The organism is Paenibacillus sp. FSL F4-0122 (assembly GCF_038002845.1).
In the GTDB taxonomy this organism is placed as follows: Bacteria; Bacillota; Bacilli; order Paenibacillales; family Paenibacillaceae; genus Paenibacillus_AQ; species Paenibacillus_AQ odorifer.
The window spans coordinates 6,860,736-6,883,420 of sequence record NZ_JBBODI010000001.1 but is presented as its reverse complement, the minus strand read 5'-3'; the positions used below and the strand labels follow the sequence as shown (position 1 = coordinate 6,883,420).

Sequence of the window (22,685 nt, the reverse complement as noted above, 5' to 3'; positions counted from 1 at the left end):
GATCAAAATTCAACAAATGTCTAAAAAGGGATAGAGGAGCTAAATATGAGAGTTTTAGTTTTTGGAGCGGGAGTATTAGGCAGCTATCTTGCGCATGTTCTAGTGCGTGGGGGAAATGATGTCACCATGCTTGCCAGAGGGAAGCGAGCAGAGCAATTGACGAAAGACGGGCTTGTGCTTCGCCATTATTTTCAAATTAAAAACACTGTGGATACAGTAAAGGTCATCTCTACGCTTCGATCCGATGATCTCTATGATCTTATTTTTGTTGTTATGAAATATAATGATTTTCCATCTGTGTTACCTATTCTAGCTGAGAATCAGAGTCTGAATATAATTCTTGTGGGGAACAATGGCGATGCTCTTGGCATGCAAAAGGATCTCCAGGAAATGAGCAATGTGAGGAAAAATATACTCTTCGGATTTCAACTTAGTGCAGGAATTCGGGAAACGAGCGGTCGTGTTATTAAAATACACGCAGGAGGGCAAATGGTACTTGGCAGTTTAGACGGTGAGATTCCAATAAAACACTTACTGGAAAAAGCGTTTGAGAACGCTAAGTATAAGCTAACTTATCATGAGGATATGGATGCTTGGCTCAAAAGTCATATCGTGCCAATAGTGGCTTTGAACTCCCTTAGTTATCTGCATGACGGGGATTTGAAAAAGGTATCTAAAGATAAGAAGCTATTAAAACAAGCCATTTCAGTAATGGACGAGGGGTTTCAAATCATGGAGCAATTAAGCTATACTGTTACTCCAGCAGGTCAAGTTAACTTTGTTCGAAAGCACAAGCAGGCTGTATATTATGGTCTGGCAATAATTCATAAATTACCGTTTATGAAATTAGTGGACGGTTCTTTCAGCGAAATAGCGGCTTTGTTTAATTCATTTGATATTTTGAAGCAACAAGCAAACATTGCAACGCCCAATTGGGATCAACTTAAAAAACAAGCGTTTTCGAAGTTTAATGCAAATGTATAACAATCTTGTTCAGGAGGTATACAATCGATGGCTATATATTTTATAAGGCATGGAATAGATGATGAAGGCTTTCGTGGAGGTTGGAGTCAACGTGGACTTGTAGTAGAGGGATATAGACAAGCCGAACGTCTTGGATATTATCTTAAGGAAAATCAATCTAGCTTTAACATAACCCGTATTCTTTGTAGTGATTTGCAACGTGCGTTAGATACAGCAAATGAGATCGCCAGAGAGCTTGATTTGCCTGTTGAAAGCAGCCAGTATTGGAGAGAAACGAACAATGGTGTAATCGCTGGAATGCCCCATGAAATCGTAAATGAACGATACCCGGGTCTTTATTTCTCGGCTTTAAGAATGGATGAGAGATTTCCAGGAGGAGAAAGTCCTCAGGAATTTTTTACGCGAATAAGTTCAAGTTTCTCAAAACTATGTAATGAACTGGAGAGTACTGATCCAAATGAAAATGTAATTGTGGTCACTCATGGTGGCGTAATTAATGTTATATACCATATTTTAAAAGGGCTAACGTGGACGAATAAGAATGCTCATTTCCCGACTTCATATACTAGTATTCATAAAATAGAGTATCAAGTAGATAAGTGGGCAGTTACAGCAGAAAATCTTACGGAACATATATCAAGTGATCAGGCTGCTGGTATGGCCAATTGATTGGGAGGTACAAATATGGGTTTATTGAATGCGCTGATTGAGCAAGCCAAGAATCCTAGAGGGTTCGTAGGAAATATCATGATCAAAATCATGAATCAGGCACATACCAGCATCACAACATGGGGACTTAGAAAAATAGAAATTAAGAGCGGCGATCCTATCCTGGACATAGGCTGTGGTGGCGGTCAAACTATACATACGTTAGCAAAACAAAATAAACAACATGAAATTTACGGCATAGATTACTCAGAACAAGCTGTAGAGACATCTATTCAAAAAAACAATAAGGCTGTAATCGCTGGTAAGGTGAAAATTAGTCAGGGAGATGTGTCAGCGTTACCGTTCAACGATGGATTTTTTGGGACGATCACAGCGATTCAGACACATTATTTCTGGCCGGACCTCGAACACGATATAAGTGAAGCATTTAGGGTGCTGATGGCAGGCGGTACATTTGTTATTATTTCTGAGATCTATAAAATCAATTATCATATGAAGCAATTCACTAAGAACGAAGAGATGGAGCAGTTATTTCGGAAATCGGGCTTTCAGACGGTAAATATTCACGAGAATAACAAATGGAGATGTTATGTTGGAAAGAAATAAAGCGGCCGCACCGCCCCAAAAAGGACGACACAGCCGCTTCGTTTCACCAGCTATTTAAGCCGGGAAGGTATTAAACAAACAACGAACGGGAAATGATGACCAGCAAGATGAAAAGTACCAAAATCGCTCCGGTCGAAGTGAAGGCTCCTCCATGAAATTCACCCATGATTTATTCCTCCTCAACTTATGTCTTCTTCTCAATTGCTGTGACTGATGTCGCAGCTTTCTGAGATAATGACATCATATGCCGAAGAGGGCCTGTTGTACTGGTCTATGGCCTATTGCTCGTCAATATGGGCTTTTAGGATACGTAATCCTTTAGGAAGATGATTTTTAAGCTGCCCTAAACTCGCTTTGCCCCAACTAATCGGCAAACCATCTAAAGTTACAAGTGTCCATCCATGTAATTCGCTGGGGACAGGCAGGCTTTCACCACGTAGCCAAGCATGTATTTCCGGGCCATCACTGCTGAGATCAAAGCTTCGTGAAGCTTGTATGGGCTGTAGTGCCATAGCTAATGCATGAGCAGGTTCAATCCGATTTTTCTTCAAATGGGCGATATGTAGTCCAGCTCGTGGAATACGCAGTCCGTCCAGCAGCCCGGTATGGAGATTGCCATTAAAGGATTCTGGCAGCAAATAAAGGGATTCGCCGAAGAGCAGTGGCACACCTTGGCATGAAAGACCAGGCAGCTCTACCGCAGCCCAGTCTTGAAAAAGCTGGTAGGCATCGCGTACAGAAGAATTAGTTTTTGGTTTGTTTTTACTTCGGCGTTTTTTGGCGTTGCGGTTGGCATCATCATTCACGGATGCAGTGTCAATTTGCTTACGCAGGAGTGCTACAAAGTGACCTTCGCCCTTTTCTAAATGCGGCCAAAGGCGTTTGCAGGTGAGTAGTTCCATATCGGGGTAACTAGCCGTCAATCGAGCAATGGTTTCTTCATTCTCTTGACGGTTAAAGGTGCAGGTAGAGTAGGCTAAAGTACCCCCTGGTTTAAGCATAATGTAGGCGTCTTGCAGGATATCCCATTGTCTCGCTGCGCACATAACTACATGAGCAGGAGACCACTCTTGAATGGCTTTTGGATCTTTTCGGAACATGCCTTCTCCAGAACAAGGAGCATCCAGCATAATTCGGTCAAAAGCTTGCGGGAAACGCACAGATAGCTGTTCTGGTGTTGCACAGGTTACGAGGGTATTCTTAATGCCCAGACGTTCAACGTTCTCTGCTAGAATTTTTGCGCGTTCCGGATGAATCTCATTAGAGATTAAGAGGCCTTGTCCCTGCATTAAACCAGCGATATGCGTAGTTTTACCTCCAGGGGCTGCTGCAAGATCGAGGACGGTTTCACCGGGTTCAGGTGCCAGCAGTTCAGCTGCGGACATTGCGGAAGGCTCCTGAATATAATATAGTCCAGCGGCATGGTAAGGATGCCTGCCTGGTCGAGCGGGCTCATCATAATAAAACCCGCCCTGGCACCATGGGATAAGTTTCAAATTAAATTGTGAGACTGTACGGTCCACCGCAACTTGGCCTATGGCTGAGGTGCTTTTTAGCGGATTAAAGCGCAGTCCTTGAGTTCGTGGTGCTGAATAACTTTCTAGAAAAGCATCTGCCTCTTGCCCCAGCATTTCTTTAATAGATGCGGTGTAAGAGGCAGGCAGCTGTTCTTCCTTCATAGCTCATTCTCCTTTTTCTTAGTTGCTGTTTCATGTTTATACCGATAAAATCAAGGTATGGGGAACGTAATCGTACCTGAAATTCTACATATATTCAACTATATCATAATTGCCAAGTCTTACAGTACACAGGGCAATTGTAAAGGGGATGTACCATATGAATTTGCTGCAAGCGCTCTTCTTCCCGCCGGAGCAACCCGGTGGGGTATCATCTATGATCCCTTATCTTCAGGAAAGATTCCGTTCAAGCCGTTGGGAGATGGATTTGTTTTGGCTGCCTAAGCGGATTCGCAATAAGGGGCATGAGGAAGTAATATTCGAGACGTTTGATTGGATGCAGTATGGAGAAAGTCCGATCGTTCAGAAATATATTCAGACCTATCGTGATTATTTATGGTGGACTAAACTGCGGATGAGTAAGCCCTATGATCTTATTCATTCTCATCATCCGATTGCGGGCTTAGCAATGAAAAAAGTGTTCCCTGATACTCCGTTAATTCATACCCTGCATTCCAGTTACGAGCGGGAATTGATTCTAAATGGAGCGATTTCCGAGGATGGCTTGGAGCATCGTTTTCTAGTCTCACTTTATCGTGAGCTTGAGCATGTTAGTGATCGATTAATGACGGTGTCGCGATCTTTTGCAGATTATGTGGCCCCTTATATTATTGATCCTTCTAATATAGGTGTTATTCCGAATGGTTTTGATGAAAAAAGATTTAAGCCTGTTCCGCATGATAATGCTATTCCGCAGCTAGTGACCGTGACACGTCTGGTTCCGGCTAAAGGAATAGATATATTACTCAAAGCTTGCGCGGAGCTTAAAAATCGCGGCCATGAGTATGTACTGCATATTATTGGCGATGGTCCTTCACGTGCGGATCTGGAAAAGATGGCCCAACATTTAGGGATCTATAATGAAACGATTTTTTACGGATATACGCTGCACCCTGAAGAATTCATGCCATTCTTTGATATTTTCGTATTGCCCTCTCGGGCGGAGGCGTTCGGTTCAGTGTTTGCGGAAGCGGCACTTAGCTGCCTGGCTTTAGTGGGGACAAATGTGGGCGGAATACCGGAGCAGATTGAAGATGGTGTGAATGGTTTATTGGTCAGTCCTGACGATGAGATTGCTCTTGCTGACGCATTAGAGAAGGTGATATCTGATCCGGCTTATCGTTATGAGCTTTCACGTTCCGCATGGGATAAAGCCAAAAGCCTATATTCGTTGACACGAGTTGCTAATGAACTTAAAAAAACCTATTTACAGTATCCCTCAGGAACGAAAGGGTGAGCAGCTATGATTCCATTTCGCTTTCTGCATACTGCTGATTTACATCTGGATAGCCGTTTTGCCGGGCTGGCGCATATTTCGCCAGCCATTCGTGCTTATTTACGTGAGTCTACCTTTGCCGCCCTCGGGCGGCTTGTCCGCGTTGCGATCCAAGAGAATGTTGATTTTATTGTCATTAGTGGAGATGTGTACGATGTTTCAGATGCTTCATTACAGGGACAGCTGCGATTTCAGGAAGCGCTCAAAGAACTCGGTGAGCACGGGATTAACGTGTTCCTGATTCATGGCAACCACGATCCGCTTGACGGACTGCGTCTGACAACGGAAATGCCAAAGCATGTTACCGTATTTGGCGGAGAGAAGCCAGAACACGCTACAGCTTACCGCCGTATAGATGGCCAAGAAGTTGCCATCGTTAGTGGAATCTCTTATCCAACGGCGAAAGTGACGAACAACACAGCTGTAACCTTTTCTCGTAAACCTGGCAGCCGCCTGTTTCATATTGCGATGCTGCATGGCAATGTAGACGGTGATTTGCTGCATGAGACCTATTCTCCTTGCAGTCGCAGGGACCTTATCGAACGGGGGTTTGATTATTGGGCGCTTGGACATATTCATAAACGGAGTGTACTGCATGAGAAGCCTGTGATTGTGTATCCAGGCAATATACAAGGGCGCAGCATTAAGGAAACCGGTGCTAAAGGCTGTTATATTGTGAATGTAGATGAGGCTGGAAGATCCGCTCTGCAATTTCATGAACTGGATTTCGTTCGCTGGCAGGTTAGAGACCTATCTATAGAAGGATTAAGCGATGAAGCAGAATGGATACAGAAAGTGGAGCAGGTTATTGAAGACATCCGCGCGGAGCTCCCGGAGCTCATGTCGGTGGTCAGATTCCGTCTGATTGGACGAGGGGACGTACATAAAGTATTGGCTGAAAAAGGGGCGGCAGAGGATCTGCTGTCAGAACTCCAGCGCCGTGAGGCGATTAGGGCTGAGCGTAAAGATTACAAAGGGCTTGTCTGGACCGAAGGGTTCGCCATCGAGTCCGGCTTAGCTATTGATCGCCAACGCTTATTGGAAGAAGATAGTTTTCTTGGAGAAATGCTGCGCATTGCAGAGCATACGGAACATTCTCCGGAAGCGCTCGAAGAACTATTAAATAGTGCGCTTAAACCACTATTGGAGAATCAGGAGCTGCGTAAGCTGTTGTATATGACTAGTCAAGAAGAGAAGTTGAGCTGGCTACGTGGTGCAGCAGAGCAGGGAATCACGATGCTTGGTGGGATGGATGATACTGTTGAAGCGGCGGAAAGTCTTTCGTATCTACAAGCCGGAGGGCAAAACGATGAAAATTGAACATTTGCATATCAATGGCTTCGGGCGTCTTCACAATCGAGAGATTCATTTAACGCAGGGAGTGACCGTACTTTATGGGCGTAATGAAGCAGGAAAAAGTACGACACTGCAATTCATACGCTCTATGCTGTTTGGAATTCCAAGCCGTGGAAATCCCTTGGAAAGGTATGAACCTATGCAAGGTGGATTGCATGGGGGGACCCTGAAGATACGTGACTGTGATGATGGTTTGTGGACCATTCGCCGTTTTGCTTCAGGTGCTGAGGGATCAGGAAGAAATGAAAAGCTGAACATTACAGTAAATCATCCAAATGAAACGACTCAAGAGCTAGGACAAGCTGAAATGGAAAGACATTTACTTGGGGGGATCTCTAGGAGTATGTTCCAGCAATTGTTCGCAGTTTCACTGGACGAGCTGCAGGAGCTTGCTGCCCTTCAATCTGAGGAGATGAGCAGCTTTCTTTTTCATGCAGGTATGGGCGGTGGAGGTGCAATCATGCGTGCGGAACGCCGTTTGGTGCAGGAAGCTGAGAAGCTGTACAAACCTCGTGGCAAGCTGCAAGAAGCAGCAAAAGTTGTGCAAGCCATTGAAAAGCTTGAGCGCCAAATGGTTGAGAGCCGTTCTTATCTCCCGCGATATAACGATAATATAGTGGCATTGAGGGCAACGGAGTCGGAGCTAGATGAATTGGAGCAACAGCGTAAGCTCACTGGAGAGCAGCTAGTGATGTTTCGAAAAGCACAGGAAGTCCGTGAGCTGTGGTTAAAGTGGAGCGAGGCTCAGCTAGAGCTGCAAGGATTGCCATTGATTTTAGCCTTTCCTGAAGAAGGGGCAACTCGCTTTCAGGCATTTGAAGGAGAAATTCGTAATGCACAGGGATCAGTAGTACGTTATGAACGTCTTCTAAGCGAGCTTACTATTGAACTGGCAAAGAACCCTCCAGATGAAGTATTAGCAGCGCAGGGGCCTGCTTTGGAGCGGCTGGACCGGCATCGGAGCAGTTATGAGAACCGTAGAACGGAAAGACAGCGGCTTGAGGGAGAATTAACGGCGCTGAATGAGCATTTGCGGCGAATTCTGCGCGGCATTGATGTGAGCTGGGGCCCTGCAGAGCTGACTTCATTCTCCGGTGCAGCGGCAGATCGTGAAGCTGCACGGAAGTTTGCGGCGGCGTTCGCTAGTTATGACCGCCGCATGGAGGCGGAGGGTGCAACGCGGCAGTCGTTGCGATCCCGTTTGGCCGCTGCCACAGCGTCGCTCCAAGCAGCAGAACGGGCGCTGGCGCGTGAGCATGCTACCGGCGCGGAATCTTTTGCGCAGCTGGCTCCCCGCAGCGCCCGTGAAGTGCTGCAGCTGTGGGACGAGCTGCAGCAGGCGGCCGAACGCTGGCGCGAAGCGCAGCTCAGCGAAGGGCCAGCGCGCGGCGCCGGAAGTGACGGCCTTGGCGCGAAGCGCATGGCCGCGCTCTATCGGCGCCTGCTGTGGGCTGGGGCAGCACTAACCGTGCTGCTGCCCGCAGCGCTGTGGCTGACCGGTGCTCCGCCGGCCAGCGCCGTGCTTGCGATCGGCCTGCTGGGCGCGGCCGATCTGGCCCTTTGGGCCGGCTTGCGCGGAGCGCGCCGGCAGGAATCGTCCCCGCCAGAGCATGGCGGGGACGTCAGCGCAGCCGCAGCCGAGATGCTGCGGCTGCGGGGGCAGCTGCTCTCCGGGGCGGAGCCGGAGAGCGTTGTGCCGGGGCGGCGGACGGCCGCCCCGGGGTCCAGCCCTGACGCAGGCGGGCTGGAGGCCTCCATGAGGGAGCTTCGCAGGCTCATGGAGGCTTGGTCAGCTTGGCGGCAGCGCATCGAACGCTATGCCGCCGAGCGTGATGCCTGCCGCACGGAGCTGGAGACACTGGCAGGCCAAGAGAAGCTGCTCGCTGAAGAAATGCACCGGGCGGAGGCGGCATTTACGGAAACTGCTGAGCAATATGAAGAATGGCTTCGCCAACGCAGGCTGCCTGAAGGGTTATCCCCTGAAGGGCTGCCGGATATTTTTGCTATGGTTGAACAAGGGAATGAGCTGCTGCGCCAAGAGAATAAACTCTCCTTACGATTGAAGGAGCTGGAAGCAGAATGTAACATGTTTGAGGAGGAACTGCTCACACTTATCTATGAGTCGGGTGCTGATCTTGGCGACGAGTCTGGTGTAGCGGCAGCTGGCTTTGAAATAGATCCGCAAGAGGGGAAACGAATATCTGCGTTATCCTTACTAAGCTGGCTGGAACTGCGAAAAAGAGCGTGGGATGATCTGAAAAAGGACTTGATTCGCCGGGAAACTATGCAGTCAAGATTGCAGGATGTGGATGAAGAACTCAAGGAGAGCCACAGGATTTTAGGTGAGCTGAGAGAACAGCGTGAGCTTCTGATACAAGAAGGCGGGGCGACTGGTGGAGAAGACTTCTTACGCAGGTCAGCAGCTGTGCAGCGGCGCAGTGATCTGAATAAATCGATTCGCCAGTGGGAGCTTGTTATGTTCGGTGGTTGGGAGGAAGAGCGAGTTACTGCTCTGCTGGAATTATTAAATCATCATGATGCGGAAGCATTGCAGCTGAAGCGGTCATTGGCTGAAGAGTTGATGGAACGGCAGGAAGAGGGTTGGAACACCCTGCTGGAGCAGCGAGGCAAGCTGCTTCAGGAAAGGGAGTATCTGAAGGAGCGCTGCGTGGAGGATTCCGTTATTCAGCAACTGGAAGAGCAGAGAGCAGCCTTGCGGATCGTGGCTGATAAATATGCAGTGGCAGCGATAACTGCCGAACTAATCGGGCGAACTCGTCGTGTGTATGAGCAGGAGAAGCAGCCACAGGTATTACTGCTTGCCTCAGATTATTTCTCCAAGCTGACGGAAGGGGAATATAAAAGGGTTGTTATGACACTGGGGCATAAAGAGCTGAAAGCTGAACATAAGAATGGGGGATTACTAGACAGCGGATTGCTTAGCCGAGGGACGGCAGAACAGCTGTATCTTGCCATCCGATTGGCATTGGCAGAGACCATGTCACGGCAAGTATCGCTGCCGCTGTTATTCGATGATCTCTTCGTTAACTTTGATGAGTCTCGTCTTCATGCTGCGCTTGGACTTCTTGGAGAACTGTCGATCTCCCGCCAGATTGTGATGATGACCTGTCACAAGCATGTGGCGGAAGCGGCAGCACGTATGATTCCTACAGCAGCGGTTATTTCCGTGTAGTTCGGGTGATTGGTTTTACGGATACGAGACTGTTCCCCTTCTCCTTTGAGTTCGATGAAGTATTACTACCTGGTGGAGAGGACCATGGCGTGCGCAGCAGCTTGACAGCCCAGACCAATGATAAACCTCCGAAGATTGGGTAGAACACGGAGAGCAGTGAACTAAAGCCAAACTGGCTCAGTAAATAGCAGACCAACATCAGAAGTGGTGTAATCAATGCGGTTGATAGGGGAAGCCGTTGCTTAAGCTGTACAGCTACTCCATAAATATCGGCGACAAAAGTGCTGAAGATCTCCAAAAAGATCAGTAGGAGATATATAGTTTGCACTACAGTACCCAATCGGACGGCGATGCTGCCCATCGGAATTTCAAATTTGAGAATCCCTGGCATCTGTGAGCTCATTGCGAAATGTGCGGCGATCAACATAAAACCAATCCCGGTACCCCCAATAATACCGCCCCATACAAGGGATTTTTCTTCCTCTGTGTGACGAGCCATAGGGACTAAAACAGCTTGTGCCATCCCTAAATTAAAGGCGGTGTAGAGCAGCGGTGACATCCATGCTCCAAAGAGAGAGCGATCGTTATCAAGGAACAGGAACCGTCCAGCTCCCGGAATTTGAAAAGTATTAAAAATAATGATAAGTGACAGAGTAAGCATTAAAGGTACAACAATACTGTTCATTTGCAGAATACCGGAAATCCCTCGTTTTAGCAGAAAGTATGAACCAAGCAATGTGATAAGTAGTCCAGTCTGATAATGAAGTCCGAGATGCTCCTGAAAAATAGCGCCGGCCCCTGCAAGCATAATACTGTTTACTCCGATCAGGACGACCATCGTGAACAAACTGATGGTGCTTCCGACCTGTTCCCCGAAGAGGTGGCGGTTAAAGTCTTCATAGGATTCCGCTTCTATTCGCCGAGCAATGACCATCATTTTTGTACCCAGCCATATGAACAATATAGTTGAGAGCAGGATGGTCAGGACTGCCCAGTGCCCGTAACGTGTGAAAAATTTTAATATTTCCTGTCCGGTGGCGAATCCGGCTCCTACAATGGTGCCAATATAAGTGAAAGCGATCTGTAATGTTCGGACATGTGATTTCATGGCTCCCCTCCTAATAGTTTTACGAAGCTAAAGAAAAATCATAACGAGTGCTATGCAGGATAACCTTGTGTACTCTGTATAGTACAGGTTATGATGAGGATCAGTAGGACATGACTTCCGTCGTAATTGCTTTATGATCAGTGATTAATTTGTACGGAATGTCTGCGATTATAAAGGGTATTGGAGGTTCAAAGTCATGGAAGTGTTGAAACAGCGGATTTTGGAAGAAGGTGTCGTCGTTTCGGATGAAGTGCTGAAGCTGGATGCACTGCTAAATCATCAGGTTGATCCACAGCTTACGATGGAAATGGGACGGGAGTTTGCCGGGAGGTTTGCGGACTCAGGAATTACACGTATTGTGACCGTTGAATCCTCGGGCATTGCCGTGGCATTTGCCACCGCGTATGAATTAAAGGTGCCGCTAGTTTTTGCACGCCGCAAAAAAACTCTGTTAGCTGATCCAGATGCGCTTTGCGAAAGAGTTCCGTCTTTTACAAAAGGTATCGTTACTGATATTATGTTGTCTCGCCAATTTATCTCTCCAGAGGATAAAATCCTCTTTATCGATGATATTATTGCCAATGGTGATGCAGCGCGTGGGTTGATTAAGATCATTCAACGTTCTGGCGCCGAGCTAGTTGGTCTTGGTGTTGTAGTTGAAAAAAGCTTTCAGGCAGGGGCTCGGACGATCAGAGAGCAAGGCATTCGTCTGGAGTCACTCGTAAGAATTACCTCTCTAAATGGAGGCACCATCGAATTTGGGGAATAACCTAATTGGCAATAAGAACAGGCCTATTTTTTAAACAACTGCTTTTCACCCTATGGATTTTCCTTTATAATAAAAATTAGACATAGGGAGGAGGCGTCACAATGGGGAAAGAACCGGTGACTGAACAATTTTTTATTGATAAATTAACCGAGGCCAAGGATCATTTCGAGCGTGCGCTGGACTGCAAACACACGGAATTCGACGATCTGTATCCCTATATGATTGAACATCCTCAGTTTTTTTGGTACAAACGCTATGTAGCCTGGTCAGAGCTTCTGACAATCAAAGGTTTGTGTGAAGAGTTATCCTTTCCTTGGAGGGAAAAATTCACTACTAACCAAGTGGAGTATCTGGAGCAACGTGTGATGTCCGCTAAAGTTCTTGACTTCTGGTTTGAGAAGAATGAAGCGCTGATATAAGAATGCTTTAGTAGACATGCAAGTCGTTAATTGCCTACATGAGACCCAGATGATTTATCATTTGGGTCTTTTTTCTGAGACTAAATAGGACAAGCTATGACAGGAGGGATTAATGATGATTAGCGATGAGCAATTGGATGCTTACCGGATTTCCGGTGAGAAAATTCGTGTAGTGCGCGATGGCTTGGAAAGTAACGACGTAAAAGGGATAGTTCTTGCATGGGATGATTCTCAGGTGATGATACGTCGTCAGAATAGACGAGTAGTGAAGCTGGATCGCAATTATTTATTCCAGCCATTTAGTGAACCAAGACAAGATCCGGATAATATATAATTTTTACAGTAATAATATCCGCAGTAATAATCTTCATAATACAAAACAGCTCCTCGCCCTACTGGGCGGGAGCTGTTTCTGTAATGTCATTTGGGATTATATAGTTAGAGCTAGTTCAGACGCATTCTCTTCTCTGGAGAGTATGGAGAGTTCTGTTGACAGTCCAAGATACGCGCGCATGCGCAGCATCATTTCTCTACGGAAGCCTGGCCATAATATATTCATCTCTCCTTGAAATCCTCTGCAGGAATATAATGCCTCGACTCCTCGCTGATCTTGGCGAACGGTAGTAATCTTCAAATCATGGGAGCTCAGCTCGCGCGTAACCTCTTGAAGCATTAGTGACGTCTTCTTAGTGGCACCAGATACGAGCTCCATATATAGCTGAGGGGTCTTAAACAGGCCGCTTCTACTGATTACACGGCAGTCGCGTTCGAAAACTTTATGAATAAACGTTAGCAGCAAATAGCTTCTGACCAGGGACAGTTCTTCTTTAGTTACTTCTTCATCAATAATGGATGTGTTTAGCTTCGTAGTCGCCATTATAAATCACCTCATTTATATTATGCGAACTTTTGTTCTCATTATACCTTATATTCGGCAACAAAAGCAATAATTATCCATAAATTAATGAATGATAAGAAAATGACGGAAATATATTGACGTTGGATTCTCAGCGTGGTATGATCTATCTTGTGACCGCAATAAGCGAGTCATTATAGCGAGTCATTATAATACGCGGTCATGGCGGAATTGGCAGACGCGCTGGCTTCAGGTGCCAGTGGTAGCAATATCGTGGAGGTTCGAGTCCTCTTGACCGCATAGCTAAAAGGATTATAGAACTGCTCCAGTAGCAGTTTTATAATCCTTTTTTTTGTGTTTTTCAGCAGACGGTAGTGCTTAAGCGAAAGAAATCTTTAAGAAACATCTCCTGAGGCTTACGGACCCAGATGAAGCTATTTGCTCATTTATCGCTTTTTGAGCATAGTATCGGACCCCAGTGCAGCTATCGCATAGGAAAAGGATCGAACTTGGCGTTTTTTATACCAATAGCGACTGTGGGGTCCGATAGGAATCTAAATGTGCTCTAAAGCTGCGAATAAGGTCAGCTGAGTCCGATAGCACTTTCGTACGCGCAGATTGGAGAAATACTAATTTGTGTTTTGCTTCTAAGCTAATCGCCCCGCGGAATCATCATCACCTAAGGCTTACGGACCCAGCTGACGTTATTTGCTCATTTATCGCTTTTTGAGCATAGTTTCGGACCCCAGTGCAGCTATCGCATAGGAAAAGGATCGAATTTGGCGTTTTTTATGCCGATAGCGACTGTGGGGTCCGATAGGAATCCAAATGTGCTCTAAAGCTGCGAATAAGGTCAGCGGGGTCCGATAGCATCTTCGTACGCGCAGATTGGGAAATACTAATCTGTGTTTTGGTCCTTCGCTATCTGCAATAGAGGCACTACGTTCTGCTTTAAGCTACTCGCCCCGCTGAGTCCGATAGCGCCTTCGTACGCGCAGATTGGCGAAATACTAATCTGTGTTTTGGTCCTTCGCTATCTGCAATAGCGCGACACTGAATTTTGCTTCTACGCTACTTAACCCGCTGAGTCCCATAGCAACTTCGCGCGCGCAACTATGCTCGAATCCAATGAAGTTTGTTGTCTAGATCAAAGTCTAAGACACGAAAAAAACAGGTGCACCCAGCAACCATTGCATGGCTATTGGGACACACCTGTTTTTTATGGGATAATGAATTACACGGTTGCTCTACGCAGCATCAAAAACGATAAAAGAGCGTACACGACTGTCAGAGGCATGGACCACAAGGCAAGTTCAAATGCGGTATATCCAGCAAACCAGTTAAAGAGGTCTACCCACCACTGATTATAGGTCATTAACAATACGCCGAGACTGCACAGGATAAACGTAACCCCTGAGAAAATGAACAAACCGCTTCGGCCAAATCTCCGGAAGATGCTGGATATCATTAGCCCCAGAAAAAACATATTAAGAAAGAGCACAAAATACATCCACAGCTGTTCCATGGCATTACCATCATTTAAAAAGGGCAAATGAAAATAATGTAGTTCCAAATCCCAGCCACCCGTAAGCTTGCTTTCAATGATTGCGAGCAGGTAGAGGAGAATTGAGTAGGTGGCGCTAGTTATAATAGCCATTAAGGAAGTGCCTATGAAATAATCCGTTCTTCGTTGGCTTAAGCCCAGAGCAAAAGGGAAGGTCTGCACCAAAATGAGTATACCGGTAATTAACATATAAATGAAGATAGAGACGAGACCGCCGGTATAGATTGGTTCTTGGATGAAAGAAGCGACGATGACATTTACCAAGAAGCTGGATAACAAGATTACCCAAGGCGTATACAACCATAACCACTTATCTCTGAAATGCATTTTTAACATACCTGCCGTAGGATTCATTACACGGTCACTTCCTTTCCTAGAGATTTTTTATTTGTGAGATGAACAATTAATTGCTGTAAAGATACAGGTGAGATTTCTAAGCCTAACTTTTCAGCATGTGCTTGATCCTTCACGTTGAAGCCGATAATGGTGGCTGTAAGCAATCCGCCAAAAGACTCGCGGGAAATGACTTGTTTGCCAGCGATAAAATCTTCGATCTTTGCTGTCGCGCCGATTACCGTAACAGCTTGCCCGCGAAGGGCTTCAGCATCTTCGTTAATAATTAGCTTGCCGTTGTCGATGACGATAACATGCTCTAAAAGCTGACTTACTTCATCGATCAAATGGGTGGACAAAACAACCGTACGTGGATTTTCAGCATAATCTTCAATTAGGCGATCGTAAAACAGGCTTCTAGCTACTGCATCAAGACCTAAATAGGGTTCGTCAAAAATGGTAAGCGGAGCACGGCTGGCTAGACCTACTACAATTCCTACAGCCGAGAGCATACCTCGGGACAGCTTTTTTATTCTTCTTTTTAATGGCAGATTGAAATCCTTGATTAAAGAGTGAGCATATTCCCGATCAAAGTTTGGGAAAAATAATTCGGATACCTCCAGTACATCGATGATTCGGTACGTGTCCGGATACCTTTGGCTTTCCTTAATGAAGCAAATCTGCCTGAGAACCCGGTTATTCTCGTACGGATGTTCACCAAATACGTTCAGGACACCACTTGTAGGGAAAAGCTGAGCTGTGATCATATGCATTATTGTGGTTTTTCCTGCACCGTTTCTGCCGAGTAGCCCGTATATCTTATTTTTCTCCAAAGAAAAACTGAGTTCATGGATGGCAGTGACATTTCCGTATGACTTAGTCAATCCTTTGATTTCAACGACTTCATTCATGACTTGTTGTCTCCCCTCTGAATCATAATTGTTAATTGATCCAACGTAATTCCTAATTTTTCAGCTTCACGGATCATGGTTACTACATACTGTTCATAAAATTGTTCTTTTCTCTTCTCCATCAATACTGCACGCGCTCCAGAAGCTACAAACATACCGATTCCTCGTTTTTTGTACAATATCCCTTGATCCACAAGCAAATTCACACCTTTCGCAGCCGTAGCCGGATTGATCTGGTAGAAAACAGCAAACTGATTTGTCGAAGGAACTTGTGACTCCTCCAGCAGTGTTTCTTCGATGATGTCATTTTCTATTCGTTCGGCGATCTGCATAAATATCGGTCGTGTATCATCCATTAAGTTTCCCATGTATTCACCGCCAACTTCATTGGTTAGTTAGTTATGTAATTAACCATATATGCAACGAAGTTAATTGTCAATATTTTTTAATTATTTTGGGCTGTATCCACATAAATAAAGGCTGCCCAGAATGCTCTGGATAGCCTTTTATTTGCATTACATAAATGCTATGATTTTGTCCTTGGTAAAAAAGAAGGGGGAGTTCAGCTATGAATGATTATGGTCCGGATCTGTTCAAAGATACTGCAAGCTATTACACCAGATATCGCCCGCTATATCCGTCCTCACTGATTCGATATCTAGTGAACAAATTCTCACTTAACGGAGAGGGCCGGTTGCTAGACTTAGGTTGTGGTACTGGGCAGTTAGCGCAAAGGTTTACGGATTGGTTCGAAAAAATTGTTGGCGTAGATACTGAACTAGAGATGCTAGAAGAAGCAAAGCTGTTATCAAAGTACAACAGGGTTGAGAATGTTAGCTGGCAACAGGGTAGAGCGGAAGAACTATCCAATGACTGGGGTTCCTTTCGTCTCATCATGATGGCTAAGGCGTTTCACTGGATGGACCGAGAATCCATTCTTGAAATTCTCTATCACAGTTTAGATGATAACGGCGGTATTGCTGTAATTGATACTTTTAATGAACAACAAGAACCGTTACCTTGGCAACAAAAGGTAGATGAAGTAGTGAAACGCTGGTTGGGTGACGAAAGAATAGCCGGGAACAGTACATATAGACATCCACAAGAAAGACATGAGGATGTTGTAAAGCGATCCAGTTTTACAGATGTTGAAAGACAGGTGTTATCGAGTTATTCCATCACTTGGACTGTTGATTCTATTCTAGGAAATTTGTATTCTACGTCTTATGCCTCTAAGCGATTATTTAGAGATAACTTAGAACGTTTTGAAGATGATATGAAATCAGCTTTATTAGAAATAGAGCCTACAGGTATATTTACAGAGGAATTGTCGGTTTCAATCATTACTGCCTTTAAAAAAGAAGCGGATTTACGATAAGAATCGCGCATTGATCTCACCGCATCCTGCTGTGTTAGGACTTAGTTTAAGGCGAAATGTGTTCTTTTTTAGTATGGATTTTACTTGCTTAGGCGTAAGAGAAGGGTTCCTCTGGAGTAGTTGCGCGATCACACCCGAGACGATAGGTGTTGAGACACTGGTACCGGACAGCACAAAGTAATCTTTAGCTATCCGCAAATAAGGAAGCTCGCGATCCAGCTTGGATCGTGGGGCACGAAGGGAGATGATCGTTTCGCCTGGAGCAACGAGATCCGGTTTCTTCCTTCCTCCCGGTGCGGGTCCACGACTGGAGAACCAAGTGATTCGGTCGTCCGCTTGCGTGAGCGTGCGACGGTCATCCACTGCACCGACAGTAATTGCTGAAGGACTAATCCCTGGAGATTCGATCGTACTGCGTCCCGGTCCGCTGTTTCCAGCTGCTATTACAACGTTCAGTCCGGCTTTAATTGCTTTTTCTACAGCTTGGCAGAGTGGATCATCTGAACAAGGAAGATTCACCTTACCCCCGAATGACATCGAAAGAATACGAAGATTAAGTCTTCTCCGATTCGCAATACACCATTCAATTCCTTTAATGATTGTGGAATCATATCCATCGCCATTTTTATCGAGTACTTTGACACCTACTATCCCTGCCTCTGGAGCAGGGCTTTTGTATTTTCCTTTACTCATCCAACCGTTGCCTGCTGCATCCCCTGCGATATGAGTTCCATGGCCGTTATCGTCATAGGGCTGTTTTCTATGATTGATAAAATCTTTAAAAGCAACTATGCGGTTAACAGGGCGAAACAGGTCAGGGTGCCGATACACCCCTGTATCAAGAATAGCAATATTAATCCCTTTTCCGGTAAGCCGCTTTTTCTTTTGGGCAGCTGTGGAACCAATGGATGGTGTCGCTATATTAAGGGATGTTTTTTTGACTTGATCCAAATAAATTTTTTCGATACCATCCCAGCGGCACATCCGGTTCAGGCAGTTCTTTGAAACTTTGGATGATATCGAATTGAGCAGGTGAAGATGATGTCTGATCGGAAGGTCGTGGGATTTTAAATGGTTTTGTAAAGACTGTAGCTGGGCTGTAGTTATTTTTTGTTTGAATTTAATGATAACTGGAATGGAATTTGCTTTATGTGCTGGAAGATAGGAACGTTGAACTCTTTTTCTCAAAGAATGGTGCATTTTCGAATGATATTGCTCTAGCCATTTTTGACCGTTCATTAGTAATGAATCACCTCTTGAAGGTATTATATGCACTGCAGAGCTAGTGGACACGAAACTATGAAACTAGGATTTAACACATTTTCAGATTTGTAGGTGAAAGAGAGGTCAAACATTACGATTCTTGCATTTACTAACGTATCCTAAAAAGAAAGTGGTGAAGTAAATGGCAATTATTAAAAAAACAGTTAACAAGAAAGCAGTTATGGCTAGCAAAGTTCTCGCGGCTAAAAAAGCGAAAGCAGCTCCTACGAGAAAGAAACGTAGAATTAGACAGACTCTGGATAGATTTATTGTTGTTGCTATTGGTACAAATGCAACGGGTACACCTAAAGATACTACGGGGTGGTCAGCTTCATTGAGAGCTGGAACTACAACGGTAACTGCTGATTTTGACGAATTTGGTGTAGTTAGATTCCCAACAATTAGTACCTTAACATCAGTACCTTATCTTCTCACTTTAAGAGATGAGAGTGGAGCTACTATAAGAAGTTTTAACGTTCCCGCAGACCGCGAATTTTTTGTGGCTAGATTCTAGTTTGGACAAGCCAGGTCAAGTAAACAGCATGTGTCGATTTTATATCGATGCGTGCTGTTTTTTATGTATTTTTCTAACTTTGATTCAAGTGAGTGATTTGTTACAGACAAACAGAATGGGGGGATGCCATACTTTCAGCATCATAATTTTGGGAATATAGTACAAAAATGGACATAAGGCGGGTGAGAGGTTTCGTGAAAGAAAAAGGGAATATATCAGGTATTCAATATTTTTTATTAGGACTGCTTGTATTTTTAATGTTAGGAATGGATATGTTCATCATGGGATTAGATCAATGGTTATGGGGGGATTTGTTTAATATAGACGACTTTTTTGTCAGCCCTTGGTACGTACTAGTTGTTCATTGGAGCATAGTCACCCTATTGTGGACAGTTGGAGCTATGATATTTCTACTTTGGTTCAGGAAGAGGAAGTTGATTGAAAAGGTTATATCTTTGCGTTGGAGCTCTAAGGTCATTCCTTTATTAATTGTAGCTTTTATATCAAGCTTTTTGTTCGCTGTGTTGGAATTTTGGATTAATGGGGAGAGCATTCCACAGATTTATAGAGAATATGAAAACTTCAAGTTAGAACATGGTTTTATGGGCATATGGGTTGCCTTGGTTCAAAACATATATTACATTGTGGAAGCTGTACTAGTTGTACTATTGGTTGCGCTAATGCAGTCTGCAGGAGAAGTATGGTTTAAGAAACCTTCTCTTCCTTATGGCGGAATAGGTTTAATGCTGACTTGGGGATTAGGTCATTTGACACATGGTCTGCAAAGCGGCTTGTATATTACTGCTTTTTCTTTGGTGTTTGGCTGGCTGTTTGTGAAAGCGGGTAAGCAGTGGTGGCCAAGTTTTCTGTTTATCTGGCTTGTATTTGTTTTATAATATTTAGTTTAACGGGGGGATACCATTGTACAATCCAGAGAAGAGAACAATTACTACTGAAAGATTGATTTTAAGACCTTTTGCATTGTCTGATGCACAGCGTGTCAGTGAGCTCTGCAATAATTATAATGTTTACAAAAGTACATTAACTCTACCTTATCCATACCCCATTGAATGTGCGTTATCATGGATTGAAACACATGAAGATGAGTTCAATAATGATAATTCATATGAATTCGCTATTACTGATAAAAATACAAAAGAGCTGTATGGTGCTATAGGACTGAGAAATAACCGGACACACAGAAACGGCGAGCTTGGATATTGGATAGGTGAGGATCACTGGGGTAATGGATATGCTACAGAAGCAACAAAAGCGGTCATTAATTTTGCTTTTACAGAAAAACATTATCACAAAGTGTATGCCAGATTCTTTGCTACAAATCCTGGTTCGGGACGGGTTATGCAAAAATCTGGCATGCTGAAAGAAGGCGTTTTGTTACAGCATATTTATAAAGAAAATGAGTTTGTAGACCTTATTCATTATGGGATTTTAAATGCGAGAGCTACTGACTAACGCTTGGATTTCATACACCACTATTTGAAGTCACGCCCAATGGGCGTGGCTTTTTTGATTAGAAATGCTAGTCCGCTTCAACGGACAATAATGAAATTCCTTCTTATTTAAAATTAAAATAAAATTCTTGACACTTCTCATTGATAACGATTATCATAGGAAGCGATTAGTGAAAATGAAAATCATTATCACTACATGAAACGTATAAATATACATATTCGGAGGGATAGATTTTGAAAAAAATATTAGTACTCCTGGTTGTTGCAGCGCTTACTGCAATGACTGCTTGTTCGTCTACTAATACAACGGACAATCGAAAAAATGAAGCAGTAACGAATACAACTGCTAATGAATCGAAAGAAGCGAATGCAGCAAATACAACAGAAGTAGCGAATACAGCGGAAGCTGCCGGCAAGGTGTACAGTCTGGAGAATGATGGTGTGGATGAAACATTGTTCAACGAAGCCTTAAGCCAATTCCCTTCTACAGTACCGGAGCGTATTGTAACAACTTCTGTACCGTTAACAGAAATGCTTTATTTGCTCGGCATAACTCCGGTAGGTGTACCTACTTCAACGAATCCAATCCCTGCTGATTTCGAAACAATTGATCGTATTGGATCTCCTATGGCACCGGATCTGGAAGTAGTGACAAAACTTGAACCAGACTTGCTGCTGGGAGCGGAATCACTTCGCAGCACATTAGACAAATCGCTAGAAGGAATCGACCTACAAAAAGCATATTTGAGAACAGAATCATTCGAGGATTTAAAGCTTAGCCTCAAAGTTTTAGGCACTTATTTTAATAAAAAAGATGAAATGAATGCTGCTTTAACTAAGATTTTGGACAAAGAAAATGAGCTGAGTCAATTAGCCGAAGGCAAAGAGCTGCCAAGCGTGCTGCTCGTAATCGGAACCGCGGATTCTTTTATGGTCATGAGTGAGAAATCTTATTTAGGTAGCTTGGTGAATAAGCTTGGTGCTGATAACATCGCAACTTCTGTATTGCAAGTTACTGACACTTACTCACCTATTAATATGGAGAACATTGTAGCCGCTGATCCAGACATCATTCTCGTACTCGCTTCAGGCGACCACGGAGCGACAGAGGATAAGTTCAAAAAAGAAATAGAGAAAAATGAAACTTGGACAAAGCTCTCAGCTTATGCAAATAACAAAATCAACATTCTAGATTACAGCGTATTCGGTGTTACTTCGATCCTTAACGCCGAGACAGCCTTAACCGAAATTGCAAAATACTTCTATGAATAATTAAAGGAGACAGCAAGTGATAAATACATCTCGTAGCAGAATTATTGTTATTGTAACGTTAGCACTTGCGCTCGTTGCCGCCATAATTGCGATTGGACTAGGCTCAGTATACATCCCCATACCAGACATCCTAAGCACAATCTTTGGGTCAGCGGCAAAAGCGGTGAATGCCACCATCATATGGGATATTCGTTTGCCGCGTGTATTACTGGCGATGATCATTGGGGCAAATATCGCGGTTTCAGGCGCTCTGCTGCAAGCTGTGATGGGCAACCCACTTGCTGATCCAGGATTGACCGGTGTAACGAGTGGGGCGGCTGCATGTGTGCTTGTCATTATGCTTGCAGCACCACAATATACGGAGTTTATTCCAATTGCGGCTTTTGTTGGTGGACTAATCGCTGCAGGGATTGTATATGCATTAGCGTGGAGAAGAACCGGCATTTCGCCGATCACTATTATTTTATCAGGAGTTGCTGTGAATGCTCTTTGCGGGGGATTAATAGGACTTCTGACCATCATGTACAGCGACAGACTTCCGGCAGCAGTCCAATGGTTGAACGGCAGTTTGGCTGCAAAAGGGAACAATGCCTTGATGATGGTTTTCCCGTATGCCATTGCAGGCTGGATCTTATCCTTTTTCGCGATCCGCAAGGCGAATATTATACGTTTAGGCGATCAGGTGGCTTCGAATTTAGGTGAAAATGTGGATCGAATTCGTATTCTACTTTCCTTGCTGGCAGTATTTCTAGCGGCTATCTCTGTAGCGGCTATAGGGATGATTGGCTTTGTTGGACTTGTTGTGCCACATATGGCTCGATTGTTGGTGGGTTCAGACTATAAATTTCTTTTGCCGATGAGTATGGGACTTGGAGCATTGGTATTGTTGATAGCAGATACAGGTGGACGTACCTTATTTGCACCTTTAGATATTCCTGCGGGTATCCTTATGGCGGTGATCGGTGGACCATATTTTCTATACCTGATGAGAAAGAAGGCGTTCTAA

23 protein-coding genes and 1 tRNA gene are annotated in these 22,685 nt (G+C 44.5%); 16 read left to right on the top strand and 8 right to left on the bottom strand.

Annotated features, from left to right (window positions below; all coding sequences use genetic code 11):
- Nucleotides 1-45: 45 nt before the first annotated feature.
- The 3 genes from MHH49_RS30360 to MHH49_RS30350 are packed head-to-tail and all read left to right on the top strand — an operon-like array spanning nucleotide 46 to nucleotide 2,259.
- The gene (locus MHH49_RS30360) at nucleotides 46-984 is read left to right on the top strand and encodes a ketopantoate reductase family protein (protein WP_076100852.1); all 939 of its coding nucleotides are present in this window, start codon (nucleotides 46-48) and stop codon (nucleotides 982-984) included.
- A gap of 27 nt (nucleotides 985-1,011) precedes the next feature.
- Nucleotides 1,012-1,653 (top strand): histidine phosphatase family protein, encoded by a 642-nt coding sequence (locus tag MHH49_RS30355; RefSeq protein ID WP_036689381.1) that lies wholly within the window; start codon nucleotides 1,012-1,014, stop codon nucleotides 1,651-1,653.
- A 15-nt stretch (nucleotides 1,654-1,668) separates the two neighbouring features.
- Nucleotides 1,669-2,259, top strand: a complete 591-nt coding sequence (locus MHH49_RS30350) for a class I SAM-dependent methyltransferase (RefSeq protein ID WP_076100850.1) — start codon at nucleotides 1,669-1,671, stop codon at nucleotides 2,257-2,259.
- Nucleotides 2,260-2,329: 70 nt separating this feature from the next.
- On the opposite strand, the gene MHH49_RS30345 is transcribed toward MHH49_RS30350, so the two are convergent.
- Nucleotides 2,330-2,425 carry a sporulation protein YjcZ gene (locus tag MHH49_RS30345; protein ID WP_197069771.1) on the bottom strand — a complete coding sequence of 32 codons (96 nt, stop codon included), beginning with the start codon at nucleotides 2,423-2,425 and terminating at the stop codon, nucleotides 2,330-2,332.
- Nucleotides 2,426-2,537: 112 nt separating this feature from the next.
- Nucleotides 2,538-3,938, bottom strand: a complete 1,401-nt coding sequence (locus MHH49_RS30340) for an RsmB/NOP family class I SAM-dependent RNA methyltransferase (protein WP_341138761.1) — start codon at nucleotides 3,936-3,938, stop codon at nucleotides 2,538-2,540.
- A 157-nt stretch (nucleotides 3,939-4,095) separates the two neighbouring features.
- Between MHH49_RS30340 and MHH49_RS30335 the strand changes: the two genes are divergently transcribed.
- The 3 genes from MHH49_RS30335 to MHH49_RS30325 are packed head-to-tail and all read left to right on the top strand — an operon-like array spanning nucleotide 4,096 to nucleotide 9,820.
- Nucleotides 4,096-5,232: a glycosyltransferase family 4 protein gene (locus MHH49_RS30335; RefSeq protein WP_076100847.1), complete on the top strand. Its 1,137-nt coding sequence runs from the start codon at nucleotides 4,096-4,098 to the stop codon at nucleotides 5,230-5,232.
- Between the two features lie 6 nt (nucleotides 5,233-5,238).
- Nucleotides 5,239-6,591: a metallophosphoesterase family protein gene (locus tag MHH49_RS30330; RefSeq protein WP_341138760.1), complete on the top strand. Its 1,353-nt coding sequence runs from the start codon at nucleotides 5,239-5,241 to the stop codon at nucleotides 6,589-6,591.
- Nucleotides 6,581-9,820, top strand: a complete 3,240-nt coding sequence (locus MHH49_RS30325) for an AAA family ATPase (RefSeq protein WP_341138759.1) — start codon at nucleotides 6,581-6,583, stop codon at nucleotides 9,818-9,820. The genes MHH49_RS30330 and MHH49_RS30325 overlap by 11 nt, the downstream gene beginning before the upstream one ends.
- Here the strand turns inward: MHH49_RS30325 and MHH49_RS30320 are convergent.
- Nucleotides 9,807-10,928, bottom strand: coding sequence for a YkvI family membrane protein (locus MHH49_RS30320; RefSeq protein ID WP_076130149.1), 1,122 nt, complete (start codon nucleotides 10,926-10,928; stop codon nucleotides 9,807-9,809). The genes MHH49_RS30325 and MHH49_RS30320 overlap by 14 nt on opposite strands.
- 196 nt (nucleotides 10,929-11,124) lie before the next feature.
- On the opposite strand from MHH49_RS30320, the gene MHH49_RS30315 reads away from it, so the two are divergent.
- From MHH49_RS30315 to MHH49_RS30305, 3 genes are all read left to right on the top strand, one after another.
- Nucleotides 11,125-11,697, top strand: coding sequence for a xanthine phosphoribosyltransferase (locus MHH49_RS30315; RefSeq protein ID WP_038569895.1), 573 nt, complete (start codon nucleotides 11,125-11,127; stop codon nucleotides 11,695-11,697).
- A 101-nt stretch (nucleotides 11,698-11,798) separates the two neighbouring features.
- Complete coding sequence (locus tag MHH49_RS30310; RefSeq protein WP_036689410.1) at nucleotides 11,799-12,116, top strand: hypothetical protein; 318 nt, start codon at nucleotides 11,799-11,801, stop codon at nucleotides 12,114-12,116.
- Nucleotides 12,117-12,231: 115 nt separating this feature from the next.
- The gene (locus MHH49_RS30305) at nucleotides 12,232-12,450 is read left to right on the top strand and encodes a hypothetical protein (RefSeq protein ID WP_036689413.1); all 219 of its coding nucleotides are present in this window, start codon (nucleotides 12,232-12,234) and stop codon (nucleotides 12,448-12,450) included.
- Nucleotides 12,451-12,546: 96 nt separating this feature from the next.
- Here the strand turns inward: MHH49_RS30305 and MHH49_RS30300 are convergent, their stop codons facing one another.
- Nucleotides 12,547-12,993 (bottom strand): hypothetical protein, encoded by a 447-nt coding sequence (locus tag MHH49_RS30300; RefSeq protein ID WP_051491615.1) that lies wholly within the window; start codon nucleotides 12,991-12,993, stop codon nucleotides 12,547-12,549.
- Nucleotides 12,994-13,188: 195 nt separating this feature from the next.
- Here MHH49_RS30300 and MHH49_RS30295 point away from each other — a divergent pair.
- Nucleotides 13,189-13,272, top strand: a tRNA-Leu gene (locus MHH49_RS30295).
- A gap of 934 nt (nucleotides 13,273-14,206) precedes the next feature.
- On the opposite strand, the gene MHH49_RS30290 is transcribed toward MHH49_RS30295, so the two are convergent.
- The 3 genes from MHH49_RS30290 to MHH49_RS30280 are packed head-to-tail and all read right to left on the bottom strand — an operon-like array spanning nucleotide 14,207 to nucleotide 16,148.
- Nucleotides 14,207-14,890, bottom strand: coding sequence for a hypothetical protein (locus MHH49_RS30290; protein WP_341138758.1), 684 nt, complete (start codon nucleotides 14,888-14,890; stop codon nucleotides 14,207-14,209).
- On the bottom strand, nucleotides 14,890-15,780 hold the full coding sequence (locus MHH49_RS30285; protein WP_038569899.1) for an ABC transporter ATP-binding protein: 891 nt from the start codon (nucleotides 15,778-15,780) through the stop codon (nucleotides 14,890-14,892). Before MHH49_RS30285 ends, MHH49_RS30290 begins: the two co-directional genes overlap by 1 nt.
- A complete protein-coding gene (locus tag MHH49_RS30280; protein ID WP_036689422.1) occupies nucleotides 15,777-16,148 on the bottom strand; it encodes a GntR family transcriptional regulator in 372 nt (123 codons plus the stop codon). The genes MHH49_RS30285 and MHH49_RS30280 overlap by 4 nt, the downstream gene beginning before the upstream one ends.
- A 200-nt stretch (nucleotides 16,149-16,348) precedes the next feature.
- On the opposite strand from MHH49_RS30280, the gene MHH49_RS30275 reads away from it, so the two are divergent.
- The gene (locus tag MHH49_RS30275) at nucleotides 16,349-17,158 is read left to right on the top strand and encodes a class I SAM-dependent methyltransferase (protein WP_036689424.1); all 810 of its coding nucleotides are present in this window, start codon (nucleotides 16,349-16,351) and stop codon (nucleotides 17,156-17,158) included.
- Here the strand turns inward: MHH49_RS30275 and MHH49_RS30270 are convergent.
- The gene (locus MHH49_RS30270) at nucleotides 17,150-18,397 is read right to left on the bottom strand and encodes a S8 family peptidase (RefSeq protein WP_076104628.1); all 1,248 of its coding nucleotides are present in this window, start codon (nucleotides 18,395-18,397) and stop codon (nucleotides 17,150-17,152) included. The two genes, MHH49_RS30275 and MHH49_RS30270, sit on opposite strands and share 9 nt — an antisense overlap.
- A gap of 166 nt (nucleotides 18,398-18,563) precedes the next feature.
- Between MHH49_RS30270 and MHH49_RS30265 the strand changes: the two genes are divergently transcribed.
- The 5 genes from MHH49_RS30265 to MHH49_RS30245 all read left to right on the top strand — a co-directional run bounded on the left by MHH49_RS30265 (nucleotide 18,564) and on the right by MHH49_RS30245 (nucleotide 22,685).
- Complete coding sequence (locus MHH49_RS30265; RefSeq protein WP_341138757.1) at nucleotides 18,564-18,935, top strand: hypothetical protein; 372 nt, start codon at nucleotides 18,564-18,566, stop codon at nucleotides 18,933-18,935.
- Between the two features lie 194 nt (nucleotides 18,936-19,129).
- Nucleotides 19,130-19,831, top strand: a complete 702-nt coding sequence (locus MHH49_RS30260; protein ID WP_076272636.1) for a hypothetical protein — start codon at nucleotides 19,130-19,132, stop codon at nucleotides 19,829-19,831.
- 25 nt (nucleotides 19,832-19,856) lie between these two features.
- The gene (locus MHH49_RS30255) at nucleotides 19,857-20,408 is read left to right on the top strand and encodes a GNAT family N-acetyltransferase (RefSeq protein ID WP_340889863.1); all 552 of its coding nucleotides are present in this window, start codon (nucleotides 19,857-19,859) and stop codon (nucleotides 20,406-20,408) included.
- Nucleotides 20,409-20,641: 233 nt separating this feature from the next.
- Nucleotides 20,642-21,679 carry an ABC transporter substrate-binding protein gene (locus MHH49_RS30250; RefSeq protein ID WP_081386605.1) on the top strand — a complete coding sequence of 346 codons (1,038 nt, stop codon included), beginning with the start codon at nucleotides 20,642-20,644 and terminating at the stop codon, nucleotides 21,677-21,679.
- A gap of 16 nt (nucleotides 21,680-21,695) precedes the next feature.
- The gene (locus tag MHH49_RS30245) at nucleotides 21,696-22,685 is read left to right on the top strand and encodes a FecCD family ABC transporter permease (RefSeq protein ID WP_051491618.1); all 990 of its coding nucleotides are present in this window, start codon (nucleotides 21,696-21,698) and stop codon (nucleotides 22,683-22,685) included.

Coding starts and splice junctions, on each gene's coding strand:
- MHH49_RS30350 (WP_076100850.1), top strand. CDS start 1,669: ATGGGTTTATTGAATGCGCTGATTGAGCAAGCCAAGAATCCTAGAGGG.
- MHH49_RS30355 (WP_036689381.1), top strand. CDS start 1,012: ATGGCTATATATTTTATAAGGCATGGAATAGATGATGAAGGCTTTCGT.
- MHH49_RS30340 (WP_341138761.1), bottom strand. CDS start 3,938: ATGAAGGAAGAACAGCTGCCTGCCTCTTACACCGCATCTATTAAAGAA.
- MHH49_RS30285 (WP_038569899.1), bottom strand. CDS start 15,780: ATGAATGAAGTCGTTGAAATCAAAGGATTGACTAAGTCATACGGAAAT.
- MHH49_RS30305 (WP_036689413.1), top strand. CDS start 12,232: ATGATTAGCGATGAGCAATTGGATGCTTACCGGATTTCCGGTGAGAAA.
- MHH49_RS30275 (WP_036689424.1), top strand. CDS start 16,349: ATGAATGATTATGGTCCGGATCTGTTCAAAGATACTGCAAGCTATTAC.
- MHH49_RS30315 (WP_038569895.1), top strand. CDS start 11,125: ATGGAAGTGTTGAAACAGCGGATTTTGGAAGAAGGTGTCGTCGTTTCG.
- MHH49_RS30360 (WP_076100852.1), top strand. CDS start 46: ATGAGAGTTTTAGTTTTTGGAGCGGGAGTATTAGGCAGCTATCTTGCG.
- MHH49_RS30280 (WP_036689422.1), bottom strand. CDS start 16,148: ATGGGAAACTTAATGGATGATACACGACCGATATTTATGCAGATCGCC.
- MHH49_RS30290 (WP_341138758.1), bottom strand. CDS start 14,890: ATGAATCCTACGGCAGGTATGTTAAAAATGCATTTCAGAGATAAGTGG.
- MHH49_RS30330 (WP_341138760.1), top strand. CDS start 5,239: ATGATTCCATTTCGCTTTCTGCATACTGCTGATTTACATCTGGATAGC.
- MHH49_RS30335 (WP_076100847.1), top strand. CDS start 4,096: ATGAATTTGCTGCAAGCGCTCTTCTTCCCGCCGGAGCAACCCGGTGGG.
- MHH49_RS30310 (WP_036689410.1), top strand. CDS start 11,799: ATGGGGAAAGAACCGGTGACTGAACAATTTTTTATTGATAAATTAACC.
- MHH49_RS30270 (WP_076104628.1), bottom strand. CDS start 18,397: ATGAACGGTCAAAAATGGCTAGAGCAATATCATTCGAAAATGCACCAT.
- MHH49_RS30265 (WP_341138757.1), top strand. CDS start 18,564: ATGGCAATTATTAAAAAAACAGTTAACAAGAAAGCAGTTATGGCTAGC.
- MHH49_RS30300 (WP_051491615.1), bottom strand. CDS start 12,993: ATGGCGACTACGAAGCTAAACACATCCATTATTGATGAAGAAGTAACT.
- MHH49_RS30325 (WP_341138759.1), top strand. CDS start 6,581: ATGAAAATTGAACATTTGCATATCAATGGCTTCGGGCGTCTTCACAAT.
- MHH49_RS30345 (WP_197069771.1), bottom strand. CDS start 2,425: ATGGGTGAATTTCATGGAGGAGCCTTCACTTCGACCGGAGCGATTTTG.
- MHH49_RS30320 (WP_076130149.1), bottom strand. CDS start 10,928: ATGAAATCACATGTCCGAACATTACAGATCGCTTTCACTTATATTGGC.